Source organism: Ensifer sp. Root954 (genome assembly GCF_001429005.1).
Taxonomy (GTDB): domain Bacteria; phylum Pseudomonadota; class Alphaproteobacteria; order Rhizobiales; family Rhizobiaceae; genus Ensifer; species Ensifer adhaerens.
Map to the genome: position 1 here is coordinate 22,027 of NZ_LMJM01000012.1, position 18,765 is coordinate 40,791.

Annotated in this window: 25 protein-coding genes; 19 read left to right on the forward strand and 6 right to left on the reverse strand. The window is 57.8% G+C overall.

Going from position 1 to position 18,765, the window contains the following annotated elements:
- Positions 1-246: 246 nt before the first annotated feature.
- On the forward strand, positions 247-576 hold the full coding sequence (locus tag ASE71_RS06430) for a hypothetical protein (protein ID WP_034800375.1): 330 nt from the start codon (positions 247-249) through the stop codon (positions 574-576).
- Here ASE71_RS06430 and ligD read toward each other — a convergent pair.
- Genes ligD through ASE71_RS06445 form a run of 3 tightly spaced genes read right to left on the reverse strand, consistent with a single transcriptional unit; the run spans position 573 to position 2,092 of the window.
- Positions 573-1,547, reverse strand: a complete 975-nt coding sequence (gene ligD, locus ASE71_RS06435; RefSeq protein ID WP_034800373.1) for a non-homologous end-joining DNA ligase — start codon at positions 1,545-1,547, stop codon at positions 573-575. The two genes, ASE71_RS06430 and ligD, sit on opposite strands and share 4 nt — an antisense overlap.
- Positions 1,548-1,766, reverse strand: a complete 219-nt coding sequence (locus ASE71_RS06440) for a hypothetical protein (RefSeq protein WP_051659543.1) — start codon at positions 1,764-1,766, stop codon at positions 1,548-1,550. It lies immediately after the preceding gene.
- The gene (locus tag ASE71_RS06445; RefSeq protein WP_034800371.1) at positions 1,763-2,092 is read right to left on the reverse strand and encodes a hypothetical protein; all 330 of its coding nucleotides are present in this window, start codon (positions 2,090-2,092) and stop codon (positions 1,763-1,765) included. Before ASE71_RS06445 ends, ASE71_RS06440 begins: the two co-directional genes overlap by 4 nt.
- A 1,764-nt stretch (positions 2,093-3,856) precedes the next feature.
- Between ASE71_RS06445 and ASE71_RS06450 the strand changes: the two genes are divergently transcribed.
- The 14 genes from ASE71_RS06450 to ASE71_RS37480 all read left to right on the forward strand — a co-directional run bounded on the left by ASE71_RS06450 (position 3,857) and on the right by ASE71_RS37480 (position 12,530).
- Complete coding sequence (locus ASE71_RS06450) at positions 3,857-4,093, forward strand: hypothetical protein (protein ID WP_060520263.1); 237 nt, start codon at positions 3,857-3,859, stop codon at positions 4,091-4,093.
- A gap of 1,422 nt (positions 4,094-5,515) precedes the next feature.
- The gene (locus tag ASE71_RS37475; protein ID WP_034800367.1) at positions 5,516-5,749 is read left to right on the forward strand and encodes a hypothetical protein; all 234 of its coding nucleotides are present in this window, start codon (positions 5,516-5,518) and stop codon (positions 5,747-5,749) included.
- Positions 5,750-6,268: 519 nt separating this feature from the next.
- A complete protein-coding gene (locus tag ASE71_RS06460; RefSeq protein ID WP_060634941.1) occupies positions 6,269-6,646 on the forward strand; it encodes a hypothetical protein in 378 nt (125 codons plus the stop codon).
- A gap of 609 nt (positions 6,647-7,255) precedes the next feature.
- Positions 7,256-7,387, forward strand: a complete 132-nt coding sequence (locus ASE71_RS37335) for a hypothetical protein (protein ID WP_256385322.1) — start codon at positions 7,256-7,258, stop codon at positions 7,385-7,387.
- A gap of 370 nt (positions 7,388-7,757) precedes the next feature.
- Positions 7,758-7,943, forward strand: coding sequence for a hypothetical protein (locus ASE71_RS36795; RefSeq protein WP_082566399.1), 186 nt, complete (start codon positions 7,758-7,760; stop codon positions 7,941-7,943).
- Positions 7,944-8,010: 67 nt separating this feature from the next.
- A complete protein-coding gene (locus ASE71_RS37340) occupies positions 8,011-8,142 on the forward strand; it encodes a hypothetical protein (RefSeq protein ID WP_255381441.1) in 132 nt (43 codons plus the stop codon).
- 513 nt (positions 8,143-8,655) lie between these two features.
- The gene (locus ASE71_RS37345; RefSeq protein ID WP_255381443.1) at positions 8,656-8,781 is read left to right on the forward strand and encodes a hypothetical protein; all 126 of its coding nucleotides are present in this window, start codon (positions 8,656-8,658) and stop codon (positions 8,779-8,781) included.
- Between the two features lie 396 nt (positions 8,782-9,177).
- Positions 9,178-9,363 carry a DUF3606 domain-containing protein gene (locus ASE71_RS06475; RefSeq protein ID WP_060520194.1) on the forward strand — a complete coding sequence of 62 codons (186 nt, stop codon included), beginning with the start codon at positions 9,178-9,180 and terminating at the stop codon, positions 9,361-9,363.
- Between the two features lie 35 nt (positions 9,364-9,398).
- On the forward strand, positions 9,399-9,659 hold the full coding sequence (locus ASE71_RS06480; protein ID WP_060520195.1) for an acyl carrier protein: 261 nt from the start codon (positions 9,399-9,401) through the stop codon (positions 9,657-9,659).
- A 1,253-nt stretch (positions 9,660-10,912) separates the two neighbouring features.
- Complete coding sequence (locus ASE71_RS06485) at positions 10,913-11,161, forward strand: DUF982 domain-containing protein (protein WP_034800356.1); 249 nt, start codon at positions 10,913-10,915, stop codon at positions 11,159-11,161.
- Between the two features lie 86 nt (positions 11,162-11,247).
- Positions 11,248-11,439, forward strand: a complete 192-nt coding sequence (locus ASE71_RS06490; protein WP_034800353.1) for a hypothetical protein — start codon at positions 11,248-11,250, stop codon at positions 11,437-11,439.
- 78 nt (positions 11,440-11,517) lie between these two features.
- Positions 11,518-11,751, forward strand: a complete 234-nt coding sequence (locus ASE71_RS37590) for a DUF982 domain-containing protein (RefSeq protein WP_034800350.1) — start codon at positions 11,518-11,520, stop codon at positions 11,749-11,751.
- 156 nt (positions 11,752-11,907) lie between these two features.
- A complete protein-coding gene (locus ASE71_RS35615; RefSeq protein ID WP_060539275.1) occupies positions 11,908-12,252 on the forward strand; it encodes a hypothetical protein in 345 nt (114 codons plus the stop codon).
- Between the two features lie 50 nt (positions 12,253-12,302).
- The gene (locus tag ASE71_RS37480) at positions 12,303-12,530 is read left to right on the forward strand and encodes a hypothetical protein (RefSeq protein ID WP_320410587.1); all 228 of its coding nucleotides are present in this window, start codon (positions 12,303-12,305) and stop codon (positions 12,528-12,530) included.
- A 331-nt stretch (positions 12,531-12,861) separates the two neighbouring features.
- Here ASE71_RS37480 and ASE71_RS06510 read toward each other — a convergent pair whose 3' ends face one another.
- Both ASE71_RS06510 and ASE71_RS34945 read right to left on the reverse strand, forming a co-directional pair.
- Entirely contained in the window at positions 12,862-13,422 is a 561-nt protein-coding gene (locus ASE71_RS06510; RefSeq protein ID WP_060520197.1) for a hypothetical protein, read from the reverse strand.
- 178 nt (positions 13,423-13,600) lie between these two features.
- Positions 13,601-14,038 carry a PAS domain-containing protein gene (locus ASE71_RS34945; protein WP_320410588.1) on the reverse strand — a complete coding sequence of 146 codons (438 nt, stop codon included), beginning with the start codon at positions 14,036-14,038 and terminating at the stop codon, positions 13,601-13,603.
- Positions 14,039-14,091: 53 nt separating this feature from the next.
- Here ASE71_RS34945 and ASE71_RS35625 point away from each other — a divergent pair, with 53 nt between their 5' ends.
- The 4 genes from ASE71_RS35625 to ASE71_RS06530 all read left to right on the forward strand — a co-directional run bounded on the left by ASE71_RS35625 (position 14,092) and on the right by ASE71_RS06530 (position 18,008).
- Positions 14,092-14,262, forward strand: coding sequence for a hypothetical protein (locus ASE71_RS35625; protein ID WP_156400723.1), 171 nt, complete (start codon positions 14,092-14,094; stop codon positions 14,260-14,262).
- 857 nt (positions 14,263-15,119) lie between these two features.
- The gene (locus ASE71_RS06520) at positions 15,120-15,608 is read left to right on the forward strand and encodes a GNAT family N-acetyltransferase (protein WP_034800331.1); all 489 of its coding nucleotides are present in this window, start codon (positions 15,120-15,122) and stop codon (positions 15,606-15,608) included.
- 800 nt (positions 15,609-16,408) lie between these two features.
- Positions 16,409-16,975: a TetR/AcrR family transcriptional regulator gene (locus ASE71_RS06525; protein WP_060520264.1), complete on the forward strand. Its 567-nt coding sequence runs from the start codon at positions 16,409-16,411 to the stop codon at positions 16,973-16,975.
- Between the two features lie 55 nt (positions 16,976-17,030).
- Complete coding sequence (locus tag ASE71_RS06530; RefSeq protein ID WP_060520200.1) at positions 17,031-18,008, forward strand: quinone oxidoreductase family protein; 978 nt, start codon at positions 17,031-17,033, stop codon at positions 18,006-18,008.
- A 291-nt stretch (positions 18,009-18,299) separates the two neighbouring features.
- Here the strand turns inward: ASE71_RS06530 and ASE71_RS37595 are convergent, their stop codons facing one another.
- The gene (locus ASE71_RS37595; RefSeq protein WP_192445722.1) at positions 18,300-18,557 is read right to left on the reverse strand and encodes a DUF6894 family protein; all 258 of its coding nucleotides are present in this window, start codon (positions 18,555-18,557) and stop codon (positions 18,300-18,302) included.
- Positions 18,558-18,765 lie beyond the last annotated feature (208 nt).

Sequence of the window (18,765 nt, forward strand, 5' to 3'; positions counted from 1 at the left end):
GAACTATTCCGGGATTCCGCGACGCGAGTTTGCATCCGCATCAATGCTAAAGAGTGGATGCTGCGCGCCGCAATTTTCCGAAAATTTGACAGCCAAGAGCGGAAAAACGAGAATTCCGCTCCACATGTCAAAGTTAATTTCCAATGCGCCTCCAACGGCGCATTATGAGACTATCGCTGGACTTTAAGAAGGGCTCCGGCGGCTGGGAGATCATATGCGCTTTCGCCCTAAGGGAGGGATTGCGCTATGCTTTCTCCACGCCAATCTGGATACATTCTTCCTCAAGATTTTACGGTCGTCTCATCGGTCTTTGATAAGGTCGCAATTGCGCGAGCAATAAGCCGCGAGAGCGAGGAGGCTGAACGCTTGGCCCGATATGCGCTGGAACTGTACATGACCGGCACGCGTAATGAGTTGGACCTCGAAGCGCGCTTAAAGGAATTCTGCGACCCGATCGACTATGGGATGGCGGCCGGTGGAGGTGGAACCGTCGGAGATTTGTTGCCCGACTTGTCGGCATGGGCACGAGCACTGACTGCCTCACCAAGCACGGCGACCAAAAGATCAGACGTTTAATCGAGATGGTAAACTTCGACCTTCTCCGCCCGCTCGCCGACGCTCTTAAATGAGGGATGGCGCAGTTTCGCGTCCTGCGTCCACGCCCGATACTCGACCTCGGCGACTAGCAGCGGTTCGGAGAAGATCGCGCCCCTGCGCTTGAGTGCCACCGGTGGCCGCTTAGCCGGGATCGCGTCGAGCAGTTCGCGAAGCTGCACCGACTCGTTGTTGCTCCATCCCGTTCCGCACCCGCCGACGTAGACGAGCTCGTCCCCCTTCCTCGCCGCCAGAAGCAGGCGGCCGATCGCGCCCGGCATCGTCGAGGGCTCATATCCTATGATCACGAACCAATCGCGCCAAGCACATTTAACCTTAAGCCATTCCGGCCGGCGCCCGGATCGATAGGGCGCGTCCCGCCGCTTCGCGATGATGCCCTCAAGGCCGAGTTCGCAAGCTGCGCGGAAGAACTCGGCGCCGTCAGCCTGGACTTCCTCGGAGAAACGTATCGCGCCAGCCCTACCGGCGACGATCGGCTCGAGCAGTTGCCGGCGCTCGCTCAGGGGCATCATCCGAAGGTCCTGGCCGTCTAGATAGAGAAGATCGAAGGCAAAGAAGATGATCTCTCCGGCATCGCGCAGGCTCGGCCTTCTCCCGACCACGCGTTGCACCAACCCGAAATCCGAGCGTCCCCGGTCGTCGAGAACAACCGCCTCGCCGTCTATGATCATGGTCGCATGGCCGAGCTCGCGCGCATCGGCGACGACGGAACCGAACTTCTTAGCCCAGTCATATCCGCCGCGAGTGATCGCCCTCACCTCGCCTGGCTCGACATGGATCGCCAGCCGATACCCGTCCCACTTCACCTCAAAGGTCCACTCCGGACCTTTCGGCGGCTGATCGACGAGGGTAGCGACGCATGGCTCGACGCGCCGCGGCATCGGTTCGGGCAGCGGCGTGGAGGTTGGTTTCTTTCTAAGGGTTCTAGCCATTCAACGTTGACGATTTGCTCGTCTCTGGATCATCGCGGCTAACGCAGCGAGCCGACTTTGGGGCAGCTTTATAATGAAAGTATCGATGTCCCGTCCGAAGTTGGACCACGCTCTATCGCCGTCAATCCCCTTGTCGATTACCCCGGCCTCTTCGAGTTCAGAGCGCTCCATGTTGATGCGTGCCAAGGAAATCTGCAGCAGATCCGAGCCAGTGATCATCGCCCCACTCCCTGCTGTCGAAGGTTCATAGTTCCATGAGTAGGTTGCCGCGCTTCGTTGTCCGGTTCCGCGGCCTCTTCCTCCTCTACCAGCTTTTGGTAGCAATCCTCGATATCCTGCGCGATGCCGTCGGCGTCGTAGAGGTAACCATCTGTGCCGCCGTCAGTTTCAATGATCTCGGCCAATGAGTTCATTACCACGCGACCGAGGTATTGTAGGGCGTCGCGATGATGATCGGCGCCTCCGCTCGCGAACGCCTGGCGCGCATCGTCAATCGCCTGACGCATGGCCTGAAATGACCCGTCGATATGGAGCTTCGTGTTCACAGCACCGCCTCCTCAACGCACCGCTTGGCCCTAACGCAATACTCGTGGATAGGTTCACTTTACTATCGACAGCCAGTTAAACGCCACAATTGATTCGATTCGATTGGCGTACCAAGCGATCTCATTCGCAATCGGTCAGCGCAGAGGAACATTCCGCATCCGCGGCCGTTGTTTGCATTGCTGATGATCCACTGCCCAACGGATCAAGGCGGGCCTTCATCGAAATTTTTAAGAATGGAGACCCCTTTTGTGTAGCACGGTTGGTATAGCACGCGCGCTCTAGGCCCCGTCGAGAATGACGGGGCCATTTTGCTTGCCGAATGGCGACACTAGCGATCTCGCCTGTTTTCCAAGTGCGCTCGCGGGCGGTGTCGCAGTAACCCTGTTTCGACGTGGGTGGGGGAACCCTTGTCGGATGCAAGCTTTTCGTAAGGAATGCCGACGTTGATAAACCGGGCATGTGCCGCCTTATGAACAATCGTCGCTGCAATAGTTTCAGTCGGTAAGGACAGGAAAGACCCTGGCTCGAGTTGGCATCTCCTCAGTTCGGGGACGTATTGTCCAACGGCCCCAAACAGATAGCTCACCCAAATTCGGTCGAATGATGCAATTGCGCGTTTGTTTCGGTTAAGATCATGGGCTTTGCCAACGCACTTTGTACGCTCACCCTGATTTCCCCCACAGAAAGCCCGGATCCAAAGACCGTCAACACTGATCGGCTTCGAAAAGCCTAAGAAGCGCAAAAGCGACAAGACGATGGACAACTTTGCGTACCTTGCCCGTCAAGCGGGAAGACTCCGTGCTCACGCAGCGGATCGTAGATCAATTAAGTTCCAAGTCCTTTAAACGTGATGGGCACCCCAACGGTGTCGGCAGACACCTGAAGAGTTCGTCCTAGATGTCTCGTCACGACGGAACCGTTTCCAAAGACAGCAGTTTGTAGTCTGCTCCCAGGTTTTCCCATTGCCCTGCGGAGAGAGGAATTGGCCCCCGATAGCTCCAGGGGGCCAATTCTTGCTGTTCTGCGCAGCCCGCACGTGCATGTGGGGCACCTATGAAGGTGCGCCCCGGCCTCTTTTCTGAAAACCCAGCGCCACCTATTGTGAGTTTCGTGACCATGCCTGTATCAGATCAGGCTTCCCCAGTGCGCAATTTGTAGGATTCGACATGGTGGCGCGGAACAAGTCCCCTGGATTGCGGTTTCGACAACGAGCCCAAGCTATCCACTTCCCCTGCGAGGGCTCATTGGACACTGAACCTCTTGGCCCCGTTGGTTGCACTTTTGGGGCCATTTTTTTTGGCGTCAGGAACGTTCGGCGCCTCCGGGCGTTTCCTGTTGCCTATGATCCATTACCCCCGCGGATCTAGGCCGAGCTCCATCGATAGTCCCCGGAATGGAGCCTATTGGCACTACGCCGACCTCAGGCCCCGCTCTCCCGGACGGGGCCTTCTCTTTTTACGAAGGGGAACCCTAAGGACGGCGACCGTATCCACTGAGGCTGCAGATAATCAGCTACGTCGGGTCAATCGGCAGCGACCTGAGGAGCGCCTCCGAGGAGTCGGTGGGTTACTAAACCGTTTTCAGACGCAGCGGTTGGTACCTGGCTCCCAGGTTTTCCTTCCTCTGCTGCGCGAGAGCAATTGGTCCCAATGGCGCACCGGACTTTAGTCTGATACTTTTCCCGCAAAGGTCCTAATCCGTTGTCAGACCCAAGATCCTCCGCCTTTACTGGTTGAGTGGTAAAATGCATGCAACGATCTCAGATGACCTCGAATGAAATCCCGGATTTCGTGAATGAGTTGATCGCGGCTGGGTGCGATATCACGGCCATTGGACATGAGATGTACGTGATCGGCGAGGTGAAGGGTTCTGCAACCGAAGAGGTATGTCGGATAACGGAGAAATACCGGGACCGAGATCCTCTTAGGCTGGAGATCGTCGCCTACCTCTGGTCGATCGGCCGATACATAGAGCTTGCGGCCGAGACGACGCGGCACTAGCGCTCACATTGACGCCAATCATCAGCCCTGTATTGCCGGGCGATTTCTTCTCGCCGGAGCCCTCGCACTGGAACGTCTGCGCTCTATATTAGATAACGCGCATATCGCTCCCCGCCCTCCGGGGATTGAAAGCGCGCCCGTGCTTCATGATTATGAAGCCAACTGGCCTCGTCGCGCCCATACGACGAGGCCTTTTTGTTTACCCAGATCGCAAATGATCACGGACACGATCCGTCTGATAGCCCAGAAGCTCACGCCGGGGGCCATCGCCGCGACAGCGTCGAGTTCGGCGACGACCCAAGGCTTCCCCCCCACCACGCCATCGGGGCCATTTCTCTTAGTCGGATCCCTAAACCGATGAGCCCAATTAGAACCCGCGACGCCGTTTCTTGTTTTCAAATCCGAGCTTACCTACGGCGCGCCTGAGAGGGTGAGCCTCCGCTGGGACACCGAGCGGAGGCTCATGCGCGCATAATTATATATGTTATATCAAGCATCTACACGCCAATATAAACCGCGAACGCAGGTGGATAGCGTCGAAATCGGTAGCGGTTTGTGTAAATGCAGGCGCAGTTTGCCAATCTGAGAAATGCAAGGCAATTCACCCAAACGGGCGTCCTGCGTACTACATTCGAGTTATGTTCCAACGTGGAGGGTCCGGACAGTTCTTCCGCAAGCGCTAAGCCATCTATTGCTGCACACCGAGTAGTGGTGGCTCGGTCATGCACTCAATGTGTCAAGCGGTCCAGGGCCCCTATCCTATCTGTTACGTACCGGGTCTGGATTGGCAATCCCCTCCGGACCCGTCGATGACCTCGAAACTTATGGCCCCGTCAGGCGCGCTTCGAGGCAATCCTTTGGCACCGAACTTGTCGGTCTGATTGGCGCAGTTGCCGGGGGCGTCGGTGGCCTGGTCGGCCTGCCTCCACGGCGCGCATCGAGGCCGCCGCTTCAGCGACCTGCCTAAAAACCGGGATAAGTGTGTATATGCTCGCTATCAACGATTGCATTTGCAGGCATCGGGCCCGAACAATGCTTGCAAGTTTGAGCAACAGTCCACAACAGGCGAGCGCGCCATTTGACGCTCTTTTCCTCACGCTTTGGGCGAGCGGATCTTTGAACCACGACCGTTCTCTTCCAGGCACTGGAGGATCTCCCGCACAAGCCGGATATCGTAACTGAGATTGTTGAGCGTGTTTTCTCAACTGCCCGTCCTGGTTCGCCGCCAGTCGCTCCTGTCATGCCCACACGACCAGACCGACTGGTGCTCGAACGCTGGTTATCTCATCGTTGCCGGTGCTCACTCTTTGCGAACTCGTGCCGGCCGCTCCACCGCTCGGAGACATTGACGGCTGCCCCTTGCCTACGGTCGGGATTTGTGGCGCCATCAAAATCTAGGCGGCAACAATTCGGGGGAATCCAATGATAGACACGCAGTCCAGTATTTTGGACCAGGACCTATCCGATTTGATCAGGGGCCAAATTGAGCAGCGCCACACAAACGAATTTCGGGCAATACTCTCAACCGGCAATGAGATTACGATGCACGGACCCTTTACTATTGGGCGCGACTTCATCATCTACAAAACTGCGAAGGATAACAGCGGCAAGTGGGCAATGACGCCCTTTGCTCATATCGTGCAGTTGGTAATTTGACGAAGACTTCGGCGCTTATCTAATTGCGACCACACGGCGATAACTGTGCTATTGTTCTGGGGTTGCCATGCGGCGACCGGACACAACCGACCCCTCCCTAACCGCACGGACCGCGAGGCTCAAACGGCGCTTGCGCGTCTCTTTGCCAGAAATGACGAGCTGACAAATGGCGACGAATGCATCAGCATTCACAGCGCTCCAACTAGGAGGAAAGCACCATGTCAAGTCGTCTCGTTTTCTCGCTACTCATCGCTTCCGTGGGCATCCTTATGGTTTGGGCCTTCAGACCCGCGCCGACGATCTTCACTGGTTATGAAACACCGCCTAGCGCAGCCAAAACCGACCGCATAGACGCCGTACCTCGTTGAGGGAATCGGACGGCCAATAGACCGCGAAAGAAGGCGGCCACCCTCCCGCATAGGCGGCGGTCATTGCATGGTCGCGCATTCCAGGGGCACAACTTGCATTTGTTGCGCCGTTGAGTGAACGTTATGCTTGGGGAAATTTCGAGGGGCAATTGTGAAACCCACGCTGACTGCTACATTGCTAATAGCCGGGGTGCTCTCGTTTTGTAGCGAGAACGCGATCGCCGCGAAGAACGGCATTTTCGTCTACGGTTGCACGTCCGACGGGAAACCGGCGCGTATGCGCGTGGTTGCCCCACTTAAGTACAAGGGCGCCGTAGAGGCAGGATTTCGCAATATGATACGGCAAAAAACGTCAGATTGGTTTCTTGCGCAGAAGAAGACCGTTGATCTGACAGAATTCGAGCAAGCCCTCGAAGTCATGATGCAATCAAGCGGCGGCAAGCTCCCAACGCAAAGCCCTTCCGCCGTTGCGAGATCTGTTGAGATTGGCAAGCGCGCAGCCTCACTGAAACTCTATTGCGGCGGTTAACATAGTGCTGGAAGCGACCACCGGCGTTCTTCGCGGGCTCGCCCGCCTACTTCTGCCCACATTCGAAGCCTGAAGTTGGTTGTGAACAAAGCCGGCGTCGCCTTCCTCGTGCTCATCTGCATTCTCCTTGCCCTGGTATTAAGGACCCTAATGTTCGACCCGGGGGTCGAGACGGCACAACCAGATCTGCCGGCGATGGTCCTCGCCAATTAGGGCCCCCCGCTTGGTCTGCGACGGAACAACGGGGCGTCCGGGGTGTTGCTGTAGATCGCAACGAACCGGGAGCGCCTCATGAAGATAGTCGTCATCGCAATTGTCGCCTCGATCATGAGCATACTTGTTTTCAAGTATGTCGACGGGACGTTCGGGACTTCCGAGGTCGTCGCGACTGCGGAGCAACTATCTAAAGACTAACAGGCGCCGTCCTCCCTAAATCATCTGCTGTCTTGCCTTTGTCGGCGAGTGCCTGCGCGAACTTCTCGTGGTGCGCGTTTTAGGACTGGCATTGATCCAACCTCGGAGAGTGGGGATGGCATGCAAGATGACCGAATTCGCTTGCTATTCCCTCGCCGTTGGCGGCTAGCTCTTTCGTCAACAGGAGACGCGCAAATGGCCAAAGGTCAGGTACGAAGCAATAAGGAAGCCAGAAAGCCCAAGAAGGACAAGGACAAGGACAAGGCTGCCGCGAAACCCGCTGCGCCGACGTTAGGATCTCAGGTGAAGGACACCAATAAGAAGTAACGCCGACGGTCGCGCGGGCTGCGTTAATCTGGACATCAATGACGCCGCTGCTCAAATCGGGCCGTAGGCGATGATCCAACCTCCTGGCGAACTCGTTGACTTCAGCGGCGCCGAAACCTTGTGTGGCAGGATCACAACCCGTTTTCCAAATGGCCTCCCGGCGAGGACTGGCGCCGAATGGACCTCTGTTTGTGTCCGGTTGACCTAAAGCAGAGCTTGGAGAAAGCGGGGCTGAGCTACAAGCGAGGCGCCGATCCCATGGAATGGTTCATCATTCGGTAAACTGAAGGCCGCTGCGATTTCCCCCGTATCCCGATTTGGCTACCCGCGTCATCCACCTCTCCGGCTGTAGGCAAAGGAATTGGAAGTGTTGGCCTATGTTGATCAGATCATCATGCTTTGCGCCGGCCTCTGGATGACGGCAGCAGGGTTTGGCTACGTTCAGACCAACACTCAGGTACCATGGCTCGCTCAACTCACGAGGCACTTTCGATGGATGGGGCCGCTGCTGATCGCTATCGCGATTGTTCTCTTGCTTGCCGCCCCTACCACATAAACCGCGGTCCTTGGGTCGTCGCGCTTGTCTGCCTCCTTATGCCCACATTCGAGGGCTGAACTGGGGCATGGATAAAGCCGGCGTCGCCTTCCTGGTGCTCATCTGCATTCTCGTTGCCCTGGTATTGAGCATCCTAATGTTCGAACCGGGGGTCGAGACGGCACCACCGGAGCCGCCGGCGATGGTCCCCACCAATTAGGGACCCCCCGATTGCTCTGCGACGGAATAATGGGGCGTCCGGGGTGTTGCTGTAGATCGTGACGAACCGGAAGTGCCTCATGAAGATAGTCGTCATCGCAATCGTCGCCTGGATCATGAGCATACTTTTTTCAAGTATGTCGACGGGACGTTCGGCACTCCGAGGTCGTCGCGACTGCGGAGCAACTAGCTGAAGACTAACAGGCGCCGCGCCACGTTGCCCAATCGGTTACCAGCGGCGGCCGGATTTCTGAAATATTAGCAGTGATAGACGCAGGCGTGAGGCGGTGAAGTCCTCGCTAAGATCCAGCGAGTGTCCCTCTGATCGAGTCGCATATGCGTCATCTGCTGTCTTGCCTTTGGCGAGTGCCTGCGCGAACTTCTCGTACCGCGCGCTTTTCAGGACTGGTATTGATCCAACCTTGGAGAGTGGGAATGCATTCAAGATGACCGAATTCGGTTGCTATCTCCCGCCGTTAGCGGCTAGCTTTTTTCGTCAACAGGAGACGCGCCAATGGCCAAGGGTCAAGTACGAAGCAACAAGGAAGCCAGAAAGCCCAAGAAGGACAAGGACAAGGCTGCCGCGAAACCCGCTGCGCCGACGTTCGGATCTCAGGTGAAGGACACCAATAAGAAGTAACGCCAACGCCGACATTCGAGCGGGCTGCGTTAACGGACACCGCGCCTTACGCACTGGTTCGTCGTCAAGGCCAAAAAAGTAGAACTGACGCGGCGATAAAGACGAGCGACAGTAACGCGAATCCTATTCGGTTTCGCCGCTAGCCAGCCTCCATCGATTTGTTGCCGGATCCCTCAGCTGCCACCACCGCGTCGGCCTGTTGGTAGCTCGGTGGTTGATATCTTTCACGTAGAACATTTGCTTGGTTCGGCCACTAATACGCACCAGAACGATCCGGGAACAACTTATGTGGCAAAGCGGAACAACTAACCCCACTAGATTATGGGATTTCAGTTTGTCGCGGAACATTCCTGCGGCTTCCACGGTTGTGAACAGTCGCAACCCGGGAGGAACCCTATGGCAGACGACAAGAAGAACGTTGGTCGCGATCGCGGACGAGTTGCCGCCGGACAGGCTTACGAACTCAATTACTTCAAGCGGAAGCACGGCCTCACCGATGACCAGGCCCGCAAGATCATCAAAGAAGCAGGAAACTCGCGAGAGGAGGCGAACGCATTAGCCGAGAAACGAAAGAAGGGCTAAACTCGGCGTCGGGAACACAAAAACGGGAGCGACGTATGGCTACCACACGAGCCGGTATCTCCGCCCGCGTCAAGATGATTTTCATCGAAATACTCGGCGTCAAAGCCGCGGACCTTGCCGACTCCGCTGCAATCGTGGACGATCTTGGAACTGACCCGCTGAAAATATCCCAGTTATCGATGTTGATCGAAGAGGAGTTTGGGATATTCATCGCCCAGGAGTCAATGGAGCAACTCGTGACAGTTGGGGATGTTATCGATTTCGTTTGGGGATCCAAACGCTTGTATGGCCAATAAGAAAGCCGAGTAAAACGCGACATTATACATTCGGCTCGACGGCCACTGCCAAACTGTAAATTAACTTGTAGTTGGCACTTCCACCTGACATTGGGGCGGTAGGGACGAAACACGGTCCGCGTTCTTGGGTGACCTACGAGGCGAATTCGAGAGCCGCGAGAACGTCTTCGAACTGTCGCAATGTCCTCCTCTCGCCGGGGGGTCCGTTAAGAGATAGAGGACAGCCTTCGCGAGCAATATGAAGTGCGACGGGCCGAGCATGACCTTTGACAGAATCCGCAGTTCGAGGCTCCGAAGCCGGACATAGTCGGTGGGCGTCAGGTAGGCGAGCGTGCGCAGCTGGTGGACGCGGACGGCGATGACGTGATTGGTTGGTGTCTGGGCGGGGGGATGCTTATGCAGCAGAGGCTTGCGCCTCCGGTAGGACCTGCTTCGCCTTGCAGCCGTTGGCGAACTCGTCGTGCGATTGGCATTCGGCGACGACGACGAAGCCCTGGGCGGCGAACTCGCCTCTTCTCCTGCGTGATGCGCACGTCCTTAAGCCCGTAGCGGGACCTGCACGGGCCACCGAGCGCAGCGTTTTCGCGGCCAGCCTTGATTCCTAGGCGCATCCGCTCTTCGCGGAGGCTTCGGCATTCGAGGTTGGCCATAGCCGGCATTTCTGATGAGATCGGCAGGACGGAACTGTTCTGCAGTTTGTATTCGCCACGCTTCAGGCCGACGAACACGGTGCGCAGACCGTGGATCAGCATGCCCGTGAGAGCGATCCGATATTCCTCGGTCGGATCTTCGGACTGGATCGATGCGGGGTCATCATGCCGGCCTCCATCAGTTGGGCGATGCATTTGCCGGCCTCGTCGACGCCGGATGTCGTCGAGAGGCGGTGCGCTGCGTCTGGTACTTGTTCCCACGCTTCGGCATCGCGATGGCGGCCTGGTACTGTTTCGCGGACAGGTGCTCGGTCACGCCGCCACCTCGCCGGGGCGCCCCGGCCCGAGCTCTTGGAACAAACACCGCTCGGTCGCGGTTGCACCACCAAAGAGGAGGCCTCCATGCCCAAGTCCCCAATCCCGACCGTTCCAGATCCCGAATTCCCGCCGGACCTGCCGCCGGATGCTCCACCAGATCTCCCGGAGCCCCCGATCCAGGAGCCGGAGCCCGACGTCGGTCCCGACGTACCTCCTATTAGACCTGTGCCCGGCGCAATTATTCCGCCGAAAATGTAGGCGCGACCGCAAGATAAGGAGAGGCCGGTGGAAATCCAGAGTTGGAGCAAATGCGTGATCATCCAGCTTCCGGAGCTCGACGGGGTGCAAATCGTATGGACCCCGGGTCGAGCGGCTAAGCTCCTGAGCGAGAACTGGCCCATAGACTTTGGCGTCGCGTACTCGGACGCGCTTTACAAATGCACCGACGCGGCGATGGGCACGTATCCGTGGGAGCAAGCTCGCGCCGCGTTCATTGAAGCGATCGCCGAGGCAAAGGTCACAAGGCTGCGCTGAATCCATTCGTCTTATGCTGCCGCACCTCCCGGTTCGCGGAACAAAACTTATGCGGCTCCATTAGGCCTGCAAGAAGGGAGACCGATATGACCGACGACCCCAAAGAGCCGAGAAAGCCCGTGGAGGTCCCGCCCGGCGAGACACCCGATCCCATGCCAGACAATCCGGATCGCCCCATTGAGGAGCCCGGACCGGACGACGTCCCGGAAGAGGCGCCAGACGTCACCCCTGTGCCAGGTGAGGAAATACCGGCTAAGATGAGCGGTTATGCTTGCTAAGCTTCCCGGTCCGATCTCTCCGTTGGAACAGAATTCCCTAATATACGTTTCGGAAAGGCCAACCCTACGGAGGCCGCGATGATAAACATCTGGGACGCGAACGTTGAAGTAACGTTTGATAATCATTTTCACGTCATCAGGAATGCCCGAGAGGCGGTCGCATTCCTTATGAAGTCCTGGCCAGAGACGAAGAGCGCGAGTTACGCAGCGGCCCGGAAAGCTTGCCTAGATGCTGCCGAGGGAACGATTCCTGGCGCGGAAGCCAGGGCCGCCTTTGAAGCTGCTGCGAAAGAAGCCGGCATTCTCCGATAACGTTGGCGTCGCCCAGCCTGAGGTGAGAAATTAACTCATGCTGCCGCCGCGGGCTCTTCAAGGGCAGCGAGTGACCGATGGCACCCATCACGAAGACGGGTGATCACTGCGAGTTTATAGTCTGCACGTCGTTGTGGCCCTGTTCATGGATTTTTGATGCGGAAGATCTGGGCTTCGAGATCTCTTCGCGGAGGTCGCGGCTTTCTCAGCCGCGTTGGCTTCCTTCATCTCCGAGTAGCGAACGACGTCGGTTTCGTTGTTCCACCAAGCTTTGAGACGGCATTCCGTCCATTGCTTCTGGGTCCGCCCTTGGCGGCGTGCATCCGGCCGATCGACGGCTTTTCCATCGGCGATTTCAAAGAGGTGTCAAGCGAACTGAGGAATTGCAGCATAAGCAGTCCAAGAATTCGTCCGCACCTCCAGGGGATGCTCGACTTCTTCGACGACCTGATCGGGGTTGAGCGCGGCAACGCGCACCGAAACGCAGGTAGCGCCGAATGATGGCCGAGAATTCCGCGATCTCCCGTATTACCCACACTTCGAAACCATGGATGAGCTGCACCAAGGTCAGTCCGGCATGCGACGGCTGCTACGCCGAAGCGCTGATGGACAAGGGTTACACAAGGTACAATGGGGCAACCGCGCGCGTCAGCGCACCGGCGCCCATACTTGGAATGACCCGCTGCGCACGAAAACCGCAACACCCCGACGAGCAGGAAAGCGGGGCCCCAAATCAGCGGAACTCCGGCATTGGAGCCGATGCACCACGATCAGCATAGCCTTACGTCGCGCGAACTTTTCCAACTTCGTTTACGTGTCCCTGCTCTTCGCGGTAGGCTTGTTCCAGGCGGTCAATCTTCGTTGATCGCAGGCGGCCGCTGGAACGGAGGAAGGCCAGCATCGCCTCCATGTCATCGCTGCCACCGGGACGCTCGCCGTAGGGCACAGGGCGTCGAGACAGCTTCTGCGCCCAGTAACGGATCTCGCGCTCGGCCGGCGGGTAACACATGCCGAGGCGGTAAAGCCGAGTGTCTGTTCGAACCCATCGTGGGGGCACCATATCGTCCATTTGGACGATGGGAGACGTGTGCCCATGCTCCCCGTCGCGGGTCACAGGCTCGCTGAGAACCAGCCGTATAGCCACGGGCGCCGGCCGCCTTCGCTGTCCTCCTCGATAAGCCACCCTTCAATGATCGGAGCAGCATCGAACTCCGTAACGGTCGGCCGAGCTGCTATGAACGGATCCACGTCAGGAAAATAGGGATCGAGAGCATTGAGAGGGTCTTCGAATGGTACGCCCTTGCCGAGTTCGCCGTCAGCGTGCTCGCTGCAGACGACCTTACGGAGGTCGCCGAAGGTGTGCAGACGCCCACGGCGTCCGCAGACCTCGCAGATGTGAAAGGATCGCGCGGCGGCTAGGCGGCAGGCATCGTCGATCGCGCGGCGAGCATCAGGTGCGATCTGTGCGATGGCATAATGCATGTGCAGAACGCCCTTCTCCTCCATCACCTCGAGCACCGTGAACGAGCCTCCTACAGCCATCACTTTGTCGGCCTCGGTGAAGAATGCGTGCAGGATGCCCAGCCAACCTTCGCCGCAGGCAATCGCCAAAGGACGACGGTCCAATCCGAGATGCGGATACCGGTCGTTCGGGCGGATGATCAGTCTCACTGTTTGGCTCTCTCGTTTCTTCCGCTTAGAGCAGGAATTCCGCAGACCAGTTGTTGCGCCAGGTTGTGCAGCGTCAGGAGCCTTAGATCGGAGCTCGAGGTCCACCGGTCAACCGGCAACGATCCGGCGAAGGTCCGGCCAGGCCCACCAACATCGCCGGGAAAATCCTGCTCCGGCGCTAATGCCGCCGGTTGTCGTTGGTCGATGTTGCGCTTTCCAGGACAACGATACCGGAATAGAGGACCGGTGTTCCATCGCGATCCTGGAAACACCGACCAAAAGCAACGACCGAGACATACCAGCCAGCCCGCGTCCTGACGCGGTAGAACGACTGCTGGGCTCGTCCGCTCACGATCTTTTCCGTAATTGTCTTTGCCAACCCTGGTCGATCCTCCGGATGGACCCGGTCGAGATAAAGTCTCAGCGGCAGTCCCTGGCTCGTCTCGCTCGCGGCGAGACCGAAGAGCGCAGCCAGGGCCGAATCTCCATAGACAAGGTCGCGAACGATATCCCAGGTGAAGATACCGGAGTCCGTCGCATCCGCATCTGTGAGTTCGACAATAATCGTGCGCTCTCCGCCTTCCTTTATTGCTCCGCCTAACCCCCTGCCATCAATTGCCGTTGGCCACTCGTCGCAAACCCAATTCCCTTCGGGCGCCCACGCGGGGTGTGCCGATCGAACAGCTGGCGCAAGCCATCATGAAGCCGTTTGTTGAAGCCGCCATCACAGTCCTCGAGCAGATCGAGATAGAATGTCGCGATCGTCCCGAATTCGGCTGCGTCGCGCGGCACTCGTCGTTCGATCGATTGAAACAACTGCTTAATCGTCTCTTCGAGTGAGCGGAAGCGCTCATGTCATACCCGTAAACCGTCTCATCCAGTTGGCACTGGGCCGTTTTAAATTGGATCACGAGGTCTGCGACGCTCGTAGCGGTGTTCGTGTCAGATCGTTGAATTCTCATTAGCACGCACTAACAGACACGACTACCCGCACCGCTACCCGCCACGTCAGATTCTTTCGCGCGCGCAGCATTTTTTGTAACGAACGGCGCGCGAGTGTAGCCGATAAGCAGCATTGTTTCGCAATCCAACTGCAGGTGAGGCCCAGCTTGGACCGGCACTCAGATCCAAATGGCCGGTTGTGCGCCAAGGTAAGAGCGCGCGGAACTTGGTGGCCTTATATTCAATCTTGAAAATATACTGGACACCCAAGTTCAATCGCGAGGGACGAGAACGTGGACAAACGTGGCGTAAACGGCATCCGCCCGGGCTCAAACTCAGCGTCGGAGCTGCAGGATATAGCGAGCAAGCTTTCGGCTCTCGCGCAACAAATCAAATCAATCGCGGCTACCCCGCTCGGCGACGCTATCGATCTCGACGAAAGCAGCGAGCGGTCGCGGAAAGCGGCAATAGAATAACTTGGAAACATTGCTGCTATTGCGGATTGACCGGACGCTGTCCCCGCAAACTCTCTACGCTAAACCGCCCAATTCCCCAAGTCCGAAGGCAAGCGGCGCGGCGTGTCTGCGACCGCGCCGTTAAATTTGGCGAACAGAGCCTGGCGGCAAAGATAGAGCGCCTTTTGTTTGCCTCCGAGCCGTTGAGCCACGACGAAGTTCATTTACGATGCAAGGTTCTTCGGCCGGGCATATCGAAGGTGATGGCCGGATAACACCAACGACGGATCATGCCGTAAAATGCTATCAACCATCACGATTAAAGCCGCCCGCGATGAAGATGTGCCTGTACTCGGAAAGTACGGGGCTGACCTGATGGCGCTTCATCATCAATGGGACCCCGAGCGCTTCATCCCGACGGGAACCGGCACGGAGGCATCTTATGCCAGATGGTTGGGAAGTCAGCTTGAAAAGTCCGAGGTCGTGGTCCTCGCCGCTGAGCAAGATGAAATGATCGTCGGTTACGCCTATGCATCTGTTGAGGGCCATGACTACATGGCGCTCCGAGGACCGGCGGGCGTCATTCACGATCTTTTCGTCGAGCCCGAAAAGCGCAGCCAAGGCATCGGCCGGATGCTGCTCGAGGCAGCTGTTGCAGCGCTTAAAGAGCGAGGAGCAAACCTTATCGTGCTTTCCACGGCGCACAGAAACGAAGCTGCTCAACGGCTCTTTGCCGCAGCGGGCTTTCGCCCGACGATGGTCGAGATGACACTCGACGTGAAAGCTTAATTTCTCGGCATCCAGGGCGCCGACACCTCACCTGGCCAGCCACCAGCGACCGGACATGTCGGCGATGCGCGAACATCTGGGCTCGAACTTTTCCGGAGTGTTGAAGCCGACAAGCCGAACGCTCGTACCATGCTGATGCGAACACTGTCGCCGTCGGTGACCGTGAAGGATTGAACTTTAGTCGGCAGAAGACGTTGCCGGCTGATTGGAGCTGGGTCCGCTCGTCGGCAGCCTTTCGGTCGACATCTGGCCGACCGCGACCGGTATCACCATCAGCAGCAACCAAGGATTTTGAAGTCTCTCTGGCTGAAGCGTCGCCGGCGGGCACTACGCCAAAGATGGCGCGCGGCAGTCAACGCTCTCTGGTTTGCGGCAATCGGGTTGATGAACGAATTCGGCGCCGAGCCGCGCGAGGGGACCATAACGGTCGATCTTCTGGCGCATGTCCGTGAGGGCTGGCGCTGCCAGGCGGCAGGCTGCCCTTCACGCAAGATCTGGTCGATGCGACGGCGATAAGAGGTGACCTAGACCTCGCTCAGAAAATTTGCCCCCCAAGCCAAAGGGATCATAGCCAAAGGCGGGGCAAAGGCGAGGTATCTTGGCCGTGGCATTCCGCCGATCGCCAACGAGAAAGGCCCGCCCCTCACCTACTAGGGGCCTCGCCGTCGAGCGATATCGATGACGTTGTCCCGCGACGCGCTCGACTCCTCGAAATCAAGATCGCCTGTGCGTTGCCGCATAGACTACAGATCACAATGTCATTTCTTGACAGATCGTTCCAGAATAGCTATTTCACGGCGATGGCGCGAAAAAAGGAATTCGACAAAGACAAGGCAGTGGGTGCCGCAATCGACGTGTTTCGCGAACACGGCTTCGAGGGCACATCGACTGAGATGCTGGTGCGCGCGATGAAGATCGGACGACAAAGCCTCTACGACACCTTTGGAGACAAATGGGCGCTCTACCGATTAGCAGTGGAACGTTATGCATTCGAAGAAACTGAAGCCCACGTGACGATGTTGCGCAGCCAGCGACGGGCCGTCGACGGGATCGCCGCAATGATAGAACGAGTGGTGGAGCGCGCCGATTGCGCCTGCCTCGGCGTCAATTCGATTTGTGAATTTGGCCAGAGCCGGCCGGAACTTAACGCGCTCCATCATGCTGCCGACAATCGCTTGAGGAAAGCGGCAGTGGAGTGCATCAAGCAAGCCCAGACCGAAAACGATGTCGAAAAATCGCTGTCGGCAGAGGCTGTTGCCTCCTTCCTCATTACCAGCATCGCTGGCATTCGTATCGCGGCCCGTGGAGGTAGCCCTCGCGCGGAATTGGAATCTCTCGGAGAACTGGCAATCCGTGCAATCCGGTAGCACCCCAAAAAAATTTGCACAATTCTGGAACAATCAGTCAAGAAAGGAGCTGACTATGAAAGCTGTGGTCATGAACGGCATGGGCGATAGCGACGTTATGGAATTCGTCGAGCGCCCAGAGCCTGTGGCAACGCCCGGACACGTTATCGTTGAGGTCCGCGTGGCAGGTGTGAATTTCATGGATATCGGCGTTCGGCAGGGCATGGCGTGGACGGAAACCCCGAGCCCGAAAGTGCTTGGCGTCGAGGGCGCCGGCCGCGTGCTCAGTGTTGGCGACGGCGTTACGGATCTTGCCGTGGGCGATCACGTCGCCTGGGTCTATGCCCCCGGAAGCTACTCCGAGCGGCTGTCGATCCCGGCAACGTCGCTCATCAAGGTCCCCGACTTCATTGATGACCGAACGGCCGCATCAATCATGATGCAGGGCCTGACCGCCAGCCACTTTGCCACCGATTTCTATGCCGTCCAACCTGGGGACATCGCGCTCGTTCATGCTGCAGCGGGCGGCGTAGGACTGCTCCTGACGCAGATCATAAAGCTCCGAGGCGGGCGCGTCATCGGGCGCGTGTCATCGAAAGACAAGGTCGCCATCGCGCAAAATGCCGGCGCCGAGCACGTGATCGTCGATACAGAAGGAGAGTTTGTCAACGAGGTGCTCCGCTTCACCGGTGGTCGGGGAGTGGACGTGGTCTATGATGGCTCCGGTCCCAAGACATTCAAAGCGTCCCTCGAAGTACTGCGGCGGTCAGGAACGCTCTGTTGGTATGGCCCGGTGCTGGGTGGGCCGGGCCCGCTCGACATCATGAGCCTGCCGAAAAGCGTCAAGATCGGCTATGGCGTCTTCTTCGACCATATCCACTCACCCGAACTCTTTCGCGAGCGCGCCGGCCGGCTTTTCGATTGGATCGCGGACGGGTCGTTGAAGGTCACTGCAGGTGGAAGCTACCCTCTCAAGGATGCTGCGCAGGCACATAAGGACATGGCCAGCCGCAAGACAACTGGCAAGCTGCTCCTGATTCCAGGAGGGTCGTGAACAACCCACGTTTGGATGAGCAGTCGACAGCCCCGACAACCATTCTTCCGTGTCGCTTGTTTGTAAATTGGCCGCGATATCCTGAGAGTTACATCCAACAGGTCGCGACGGGAACCAGGCGGACTGCGAGCATCGCTCCTCGGGCGGGGTCGCCAGGTTAGGTACCGCCGCCGCGCTCAGCTCACTTTGACACACCAGTGAACGAGCAATATCGATGATCTCCCCGGAGATGCTGCGAAAACTCCATCCTGTCCCTTAGCGATCGGGAGAGATTCTCACTGAAGATAATGCTCAATGCAATGAAACTTGGCGCGTCGGCTGGCTCACGGGACGCATGGGCGGAGCGTTGCGCGATATAAGTCGCGCAACCAACCGTCCAGATGCCGTGACCACATCTATTATGGCGTCGTAATATTCCTCATCCTTGGTCAGCTCATCTACGACCCGTTGACCGTAAGCGACGGCAGCCCCATCCGATGAATACTTTCGACCGACTTCGTCGCGGCTAACGACGCCTGCTGTATGGATATTAAATAGATAGCGGCGCATGAGATCCCACTCCGTACGTGATGCCGCTGCGCTGATGAAACAAAGCGCGCTGCCAGCGACAATTCGAGGCTTGACATAGCGCGCAACTTATCGGGCCCTGACCGCCTTGTCGCGTGACAGGAGCGTGACGGTGACATTTACGGCTATCGGGCCATGGTGCACTGGAAAAGCGGTGACCACCGTGCAACGCCGCATTCCTCCAGCCCAG